Origin of the sequence: Lysinibacillus sp. (assembly GCF_032093475.1) — a bacterium.
GTDB classification, from domain to species: Bacteria; Bacillota; Bacilli; order Bacillales_A; family Planococcaceae; genus Lysinibacillus; species Lysinibacillus irui.
In genome coordinates this window covers 1-8495 of the sequence record NZ_DAMDAY010000156.1, presented here as the reverse complement: position 1 = coordinate 8495, position 8495 = coordinate 1, and the positions used below count along the sequence as shown (strand labels likewise).

Below are 8495 nucleotides of genomic sequence, written 5' to 3'. Positions count from 1 at the left end.
AAAATTATATGGTGGAACTTGCTACCCAAACTAGGGAAAATAACTATGTACATTTAGGGGTGAGCCCACGGGCAACAATCGCGCTAATGAAAGCTTCTCAAGCTTACGCATTTATGAAAGGAAGAAGCTATGTTACTCCTGACGATGTTCAATACCTAGTGCCGTTTGTTTTCAGCCATCGTTTAGTTCTAAAGCCAGATGCTCGCTACGATAATGTGACAGCAGATGAAATTATCCAGCGTATTATTGCTAAAACACCAGTGCCAACAAAAAGGTTTGCAGAACAATGAAGCGATGGAAAGCTTTATTAGAAAAAAGTAAACATTTCCTATTAATTACTTTCTTGATGGTCGTAACATTTTGTTATGCTATGTTCCAAGGTGGATTTGTTAGCTGGTTTGTTTTTTTTACAGTTAGTCCATTTTTAGTGTACGCACTCATGTTCTTTGTTGTTCGAGAAGATATTCTATTAGTAGAACGCAAAATTGAACCAGCGCATATAGAACGTGGGCAATCAGCAAAGGTGCATATTACGATAGAACGAAAAACAAGTTTCCCTTTTGCTTATATTATGATGGAGGAACTTGTCGATAGTGAAGGGTTGGTACAAGCTAAAAAAGAAAATTCAAATGCCATTAAGTTTGTTGGATTTAGAAAAAAGTTTAGCTGGCATTATGATTTGGATAATGTTCCTCGTGGAGAGCATCGCTACTTAGGAGTTACAGTTATCTTCTATGATTTCTTTGGCTGGGCAAAAAAAGTTGTCGTAGCGGAAAAGGAACAAACTATTTTAGTTTATCCGAGAATACGAGAGATGAAATACGCAGCACTTCAGACGAAATATGATGTTGGTCCAATGATGTCTCCTTATTCCATTGTAAAGGACACTTCTATGGCTGTTGGGTTAAGAGAGTATGTTCCGGGTGATCGATTTTCATGGATTCATTGGAAATCGTTTGCGAGAACACAAACCTTACAATCTAAGGAATTCGAGGATCGGCAATCATCTGAGTTAATGTTAGTGCTTGACGCTAAAAGGTCTTCAATGTTTGAAGAAAAAGTGGAATTAGTTGCATCGATGCTCCAGCTGATTATACAAGAGCGTGGTGATTTATCTTTTATTACAGCTGGGGAAATGACGAAAGTTTTTCCGGTTATACAGGGTGAAAAGCAGTTAGATCAGGTCATGTATCATTTAGCTGCTATCAAACCTGCTGAGAATGTTAAATTCCGATTCTATGATCAACAAGCCTTTAAGCAAGTAGCAACATTGCTTTATGTGACAAGTGATGTCTCTGACGAGTTGCTACATACTCTTGCGAATATAGTAAAAAGCTGTATTTGTTTTGTAGTGGCAAAACAGCCGCCTGTGCAATCAGAGCACACGATGCGTTATAAACATATTCAAGTTGTCTTTGTAGACCCAACAGATTTTTATCATTTATTCACGGAGGTGATAAAACCGTGAAGCAATCGTTAGGGGAATTTATAGAATTGGCCATTGCGTATATAATTGTATTCTTCATTTTACGAGAATGGCTCATTCCTATTATGCAATTAACTAATACTGGTGGAATGAATCTCTTCCTTGTTTTTATTGGGATGTCCTTAGCGCTAAGTTTACTCCGTGTACATCCGTTGTTATCGGGATTCGTAAAGTTTAGCTATATAACTTGGTTTATCGTTTTTGTTTATAGCAAAAGTCCTGTTCTTTCTCGAGAAACTGTACCATTCTTATTGTCTGAATGGAAAGGGAATATGGCAACGATACTATCAGGAGATTTTGGACAAGTTTCAGATGCTTTTAGGACAGTGCTCTTTCTTGTTTTAATCTGGATGCTCGTATATTTAATTCACCATTGGGTATCAGTACGAAAAAATATATTTTACTTTTTTGCCATGACAGTATTCTTTATTGCCACTTTAGATACGTTTAGTGACTACGATGGTAAAGCTGCAATTGTAAAAGTTGTTGTTCTTGGATTAATCATGACAGGTGTACTTTTTGTTAAACGTCTATGGCTTCAAATGGAAACAACAAGTACTGCAATAGAGAAGTGGAAAATTGTTATTCCTATGCTTGTGTCAGTATTACTTGTTAGTTCTGTTGCATTCTTTTTACCAAAGACTGGACCAACATGGGCAGATCCTGTTCCATTTATCCAGGGAGTTACTGGACAAGATGGAAATGGAGCTGGTGAAAAATCAGTTGGTTATAGCCAAGACGATAGTCAGTTGGGTGGTCCCTTTCAAGGAGATAATACATTAATTTTTACTGCCTCTTCTCGTGATCGTCATTATTGGCGCATCGAAACGAAAGATACCTATACATCTAAAGGCTGGGTTGTTTCAGAGGGGAACTTTGGGAAAAATGTCTATGAGACAGATACACCGATTTTAACCTCTTTACAAGTAGGACCATCTGAAAATGAACGCCACATCCAACTAGATATTGCTATTCCAATGCCGTTTTTAATTCAAACATATGGTTTGATATCTGTTTCAGCACAAGGCTCCACGTTATTTATTCAAGATGAGCAGACTGAAAAGATGATGATAGAGCAGCAGGTAGATGAATCAAAATCATTATCAAACTACTCATTATCTTATAGTGAACCAGTTTATAGTATGGAACAGCTCCAATTGTCCTATCCGTCTACACTTGAAACATTAGATTCTTCGTTTAATCGTTTTTTACAATTACCAAATCAGCTTCCGCAGCGTGTAAGAGACTTGGCGTCTGAAATAACGCAAGGTAAAGCTTCGGTATACGATCAAATTAAAGCTGTAGAAAGTTACTTTAGAACAAATGGCTTTAGATATGATAAAAAGGAAGCTGCAATTCCTGCTGAAAATCAAGATTATGTCGATCAATTTTTATTTGATACAAAAGTAGGGTATTGTGATAATTTCTCTACTTCAATGGTTGTGCTCTTACGTTCTGTAGGAATTCCGGCAAGATGGGTTAAAGGTTTTGCGCCTGGAACAGCAGGACCAATGACAGACGGACTACGTGAATATCAAGTCACAAATGACAATGCACACTCTTGGGTTGAAGCATATATACCAGGGGCTGGTTGGATGGAATTTGAACCTACCATCGGATTTTCCGGTAATGTGAACATAGATTATGATGTGCCATTAGATACATCTGACCAGGAAGAAGTAATACAGCCAGAACAAAAACCTGAGCAGAAGAAACAGCAAAAAGAGGTAACTGAAAAGGTACAGTCTCCGGCAACATTTAGCTTAGATGCTGTGTGGACGTGGTTGAAAAAGTATACTTATGTGTGGATTGGCATCATTGTTTTATTAATCATTACTGGTATTTCCTTATATTTGAAAAGGAAAACGTGGATCCCGAAAATGCATGTAAGGTCATATCGCAAAAAGGCAGCTGATTGGTCAAACTTTGATTCTTCTTATCATGTGTTATTAAAGCAATTATCTCGTATTGGCTTGCGCAGGAGAGATGGGGAAACATTACGTGCTTTCGCAGAGCGTGTGGATTTAGCACTTGAGACAGATGAAATGCAAAAGTTAACAGTAGTATATGAGCAACATGTTTATGGGAAAGATAAAGAAGACGTTGATTTTATAAAGCTGAAAGAAAGTTGGGAATATTTAATCAATCGCACTATCAGTTGATTTTAACGTAGACAAAGAGTAAAATGAAAAAAATTAAATGCAAGGATTGCTTTCATATAAGTTCGATAATAGGGTTCGGATGTTTCTACGAAATCACCATAAATGATTTCTCTATGAAGGCGGATGTTTTCGTTAGGTGAAAAGTATAGTAAATCACTTTACTTTGCTACGCATTCGCCTTTATCACGATTCTAGAGCTTTTGAACGCGTAGAAAGTTATTTTACTTTCTTCGCGTTTTTCTTTGAACAAATGAAAATATCCTTTAAAAATAGTAGAAGAGGTGGAAATTTTGACAGCTAGCCCTTTATTAAAAGAGCAAGAAAAAATCGTTGTACTGGACTTCGGTAGCCAATTTAACCAATTAATTACGCGTCGTATCCGTGAATTTGGTGTTTTCAGTGAATTACATCCACATACGGTAACTGCGGAAGAAATTAAAGATATGAATGCAACGGGTATTATTTTTTCTGGTGGCCCTAACTCTGTTTATGATGAGAATGCTTTCCATGTGGATCCAGCTATTTTCGATTTAGGCTTACCTATCTTAGGTATTTGCTACGGTATGCAACTAATGGCGCATACAAACGGTGGTAAAGTTGAAGGTGCTGAAACGCGTGAATATGGTAAAGCTGAAATTCAAGTAACGACTTCAAACAAGTTATTTGGTGAGTTACCTGCTGAACAAATCGTATGGATGAGTCATGGGGACCATGTAACTGAAGTTCCAGCTGGATTTGAAGTTATCGCAACAAGCGCATCTTGCCCAATTGCTGCAATGGCAAATGTAGAACGTAAATTATATGCTGTACAATTCCATCCAGAAGTACGTCACTCTGTTTATGGTAATGACTTATTACGACAATTCGTATTCGATATTTGTGAAGCAAAAGGCGATTGGTCAATGGCAAACTTCATTGAGATTGAAATCGCTAAAATTCGCGAAACAGTTGGCGATAAAAAAGTATTATGTGCACTTTCTGGTGGAGTAGACTCTTCAGTTGTGGCAGTGTTAATCCATAAAGCAATCGGCGATCAATTAACATGTATGTTTGTAGACCATAACTTAAACCGTAAAGGTGAAGTTGAACAGGTAATGAAAACATTCACAGAAGACTTCGACATGAATGTTATTAAAATTGATGCACGTAAACGTTTCATGGACAAACTTGCTGGTGTTTCTGATCCTGAGAAAAAACGTAAAATTATCGGTAATGAATTCATTTATGTATTTGATGAAGAAGCATCAAAACTTGAAGGTATGGATTTCTTAGCACAAGGAACTCTTTACACGGATATTATTGAATCTGGTACTTCTACTGCACAAACAATCAAATCACACCATAACGTTGGTGGTCTTCCAGAAGATATGCAATTCCAATTAATCGAGCCACTGAAAACTTTATTTAAAGATGAAGTACGTGCGCTAGGTTTAGAACTTGGTCTTGACGAAAAAATCGTTTGGCGTCAACCATTCCCAGGTCCTGGATTAGGTATCCGTGTACTTGGAGAAGTAACAGAAGAAAAATTAGAAATCGTTCGCGAATCTGATTATATCCTACGTGAAGAGATTGCAAATGCTGGTCTTGATCGTGACATCTGGCAATACTTCACGGTATTACCTGATATCCGTTCAGTTGGCGTAATGGGCGATGCTCGTACGTATGACTATGCAATCGGTATCCGTGCCGTTACATCTATCGACGGTATGACTTCTGACTGGGCACGTATTCCATGGGATGTGCTAGAGAAAATCTCAGTTCGCCTAGTAAACGAAGTAAAACATGTTAACCGTGTAGTGTATGACATTACATCTAAGCCACCTGCAACGATTGAGTGGGAATAGAAACAAATGCCCTAAAGACCTTGATAAAAGGTTTTTAGGGTTTTTTTCGTTTATAAAGTGAAACTTCAGTCAAAAACTTCAAAGTGTAAAATAAAGCAATAATTGCTGATAAAGCGCTGTATGTAGTAAACTAAATGAATGGAAGAAATGATACTATTTAGATTAGGGGTGATTTAAATGAAGCAAAAGATGCCGATGATTCACACACTTGCAGTTGGAATGCCGAAAGAATTACTTGATAGTAAAGGGCGTTCGATGATTACAGGGATTGAAAAGCAACGAGTACAAGAAGTTTATTTATCATCTCTTGGTTTCGAGGGGGATGATGTGGCAGATAAAAAACATCATGGTGGCCCTGATCGTGCTGTTTGTTTATACCCAGCGGAGCATTACATACAGTGGGAACAGGAACTTGGTAAAACATTGCCTACTGCTGCATTTGGTGAAAACTTAACTGTAACGAATATGTTGGAAGCAGAAGTTTGTATTGGTGATATTTATAAAATTGGGGATGCTGTCATCCAAATTACACAAGGGCGTATTCCATGTAGCACGATTGATCGATATACTGAGGCCAACATATTACTTAAACGTTTAATTGAGACAGGCTATACAGGCTTCCTTGCGCGCGTACTAGAAGAAGGAACAATCTGTGCAGACTCAAAAGTTGAATTAGTAGAAAAGCACCCTGCACGTATATCCGTTTTGTATTGCAATGAAGTATATTTTAAAAACAAAGATGCTATTGCTATGCAACAAATACAAGCAGTAGATGCATTAGCGGAAGATTGGAAAGAAAAATTAGAAAAAAGAATTCAGCTCTTGCAGAGTAAAGTGTTGAATTAGGACAGACATAAGATGGGCATCCTCTAAAATTCGAAAGAATTCTGGGGGATTTTTTACTTTCTATCGGTTAATAATTGTTCAGTACTTTTGCTTTTCTGGCGATGATTTTTTAGAATGTGAACATTAAATAAGAATTTTACACGAACTTTCGTATTTTATTTTATGAAAATGTTCGGAAATGGGGTTGAAATCTAAAAAATGAAATGATATATTACGAATGTAAATTAAATAAGTCGTCGTATAATGTCGGGAATAAGGCCCGTGAGTTTCTACCAAGTTACCGTAAATAACTTGACTACGATTGGAGTTTATATAAAGATGTATAAACCCTAATTTATTTCACACACTATTTGTGATGAAATTATCGTAGACATGCGACTAGTAGAGTAGTCAGCGTGTCTTTTTTGTTTTCGATATTGAAGACGACCACACGGAGGATTTTTTGAAAATGAAAAAATATTTCATGTTCGATGAATTGGGAACTAATTATCGCCGCGAAATAATAGGTGGTATTACAACTTTCCTTGCAATGGCATATATTCTAGCTGTTAACCCAGGTATTTTAGAAAATGCAGGGATGGATAAAGGTGCAGTTTTTGTAGCTACAGCGTTAGCAGCAGCAGTTGGTTCTTTGATTATGGGGATTTTCGCTAAGTTCCCAATCTCACTTGCTCCTGGTATGGGCCTAAATGCATTCTTCGCCTTTACCGTAGTAGGCGCATATGGCATTCCATGGCAAACTGGTTTAACTGGAGTTTTCTTCTCTGGAATTATCTTTATCATTTTGTCTTTAACAGGAATTCGTGAAACAGTTATTAATGCAATTCCAGTACAACTTAAATATGCAGTATCAGCAGGTATTGGTTTATTTATCACGTTCGTAGGTTTACAAGGTGCAGGGATTGTTGTAGATAGTCCAGCTACATTAGTTACTTTAGGAACGTTTACTGGTGCAACATTACTAGCAGTATTCGGAATTATTCTTTCTGTTATTCTTATTATTAAATTACGCAGTATCGGTATTTTCTTAGGGATGGTAATCACTGCAGTTGTTGGAATGATTACAGGTATTATTGAACCGCCAGCAGCGATTGTTTCTGCAATTCCAAGTGTGGATTCTACATTTATGGTTGCGTTAAAACCCCTTGGTGACATTGAAACCCTATTTAACGTGAAGTTTTTAGTAGTAGTGTTAACATTCTTGTTTGTTGATTTCTTTGATACAGCTGGTACTTTAATGGCTGTAGCAACACAGGCAGGCTTAGTAAAAGATAATAAATTACCACGTGCAGGCCGCGCATTGATGGCTGATGCACTTGCAACGACAATTGGATCTTTATTTGGTACATCAACAACAACAGCTTATGTAGAATCGACTTCTGGTGTTGCTGCGGGTGCTCGCTCAGGTTTCTCTGCAGTCGTAACAGCGGTATTATTCTTAGTAGCTTTATTCTTCTCGCCATTACTAGCGGTGGTAACGCCCGCTGTTACTGCTCCTGCTCTAGTAATTGTAGGTGTATTAATGGTATCATCATTACGTTTAATTGATTGGGATAAATTCGAAATAGCAGTACCTGCATTCTTTACAGTATTAATGATGCCACTAGGTTATTCAATTGCTACGGGTATTGCAATTGGCTTCGTCTTCTATCCAATTACAATGCTATTAGCAGGTCGTAAAAAGGAAATTCACCCTATGATGTATGGCTTATTCTTCGTCTTCCTTGCATACTTCATCTGGGTAAGATAGTTAAACACACTTTTAAAGGCACCTCAATGGTTAGGTAAGATACTAACTGTTGAAGGTGTTTTTTTACGGGTTGTTCTTTATGTAAGTAATTTTTTGTTTGATTAAGGTAATCACACATAGTGTTTCTCTAAATATATCAAGTAATGGATTTTATACATTAATATAGAAGAAACTCATTTTTAAATTATATGAATAGTTTTACTTTGAAGAAACACTTGCAAACTCAATTTTAAGATGATATATTTAAACACGTTGTTACGAAACAAACGAACAACATAAAAAATAATAACATTAATAGTTGACAGTAAGTCGGCATTATGTTAAAGTATAAAAAGTTACTTCTTGTAACTACTAAATGAACCTTGAAAACTGAACAAGCAAAACGTAATCAATAAAGTTTTAAGTAA

The 8495-nt window shown here is 36.8% G+C and carries 6 protein-coding genes and 2 riboswitches; all 6 genes read left to right on the top strand.

Annotated elements, in window-relative coordinates; genetic code table 11:
• Positions 1 to 290: AAA family ATPase (locus RT445_RS21665; RefSeq protein ID WP_396631819.1), on the top strand; the 290-nt coding region annotated here is incomplete at its 5' end.
• Positions 287 to 1468, top strand: a complete 1182-nt coding sequence (locus tag RT445_RS21660) for a DUF58 domain-containing protein (RefSeq protein ID WP_312507156.1) — start codon at positions 287 to 289, stop codon at positions 1466 to 1468. The genes RT445_RS21665 and RT445_RS21660, both read left to right, overlap by 4 nt.
• A complete protein-coding gene (locus RT445_RS21655; protein WP_313471536.1) occupies positions 1465 to 3648 on the top strand; it encodes a DUF4129 domain-containing transglutaminase family protein in 2184 nt (727 codons plus the stop codon). The genes RT445_RS21660 and RT445_RS21655 overlap by 4 nt, the downstream gene beginning before the upstream one ends.
• Positions 3649 to 3680: 32 nt before the next feature.
• Positions 3681 to 3782, top strand: a riboswitch (purine riboswitch).
• Positions 3783 to 3938: 156 nt separating this feature from the next.
• Positions 3939 to 5492, top strand: coding sequence for a glutamine-hydrolyzing GMP synthase (gene guaA / locus RT445_RS21650; RefSeq protein ID WP_274794605.1), 1554 nt, complete (start codon positions 3939 to 3941; stop codon positions 5490 to 5492).
• A 177-nt stretch (positions 5493 to 5669) separates the two neighbouring features.
• Complete coding sequence (locus RT445_RS21645; protein ID WP_312507179.1) at positions 5670 to 6338, top strand: MOSC domain-containing protein; 669 nt, start codon at positions 5670 to 5672, stop codon at positions 6336 to 6338.
• 216 nt (positions 6339 to 6554) lie between these two features.
• Positions 6555 to 6656, top strand: a riboswitch (purine riboswitch).
• Between the two features lie 130 nt (positions 6657 to 6786).
• On the top strand, positions 6787 to 8088 hold the full coding sequence (locus tag RT445_RS21640) for an NCS2 family permease (protein ID WP_274794603.1): 1302 nt from the start codon (positions 6787 to 6789) through the stop codon (positions 8086 to 8088).
• Positions 8089 to 8495 lie beyond the last annotated feature (407 nt).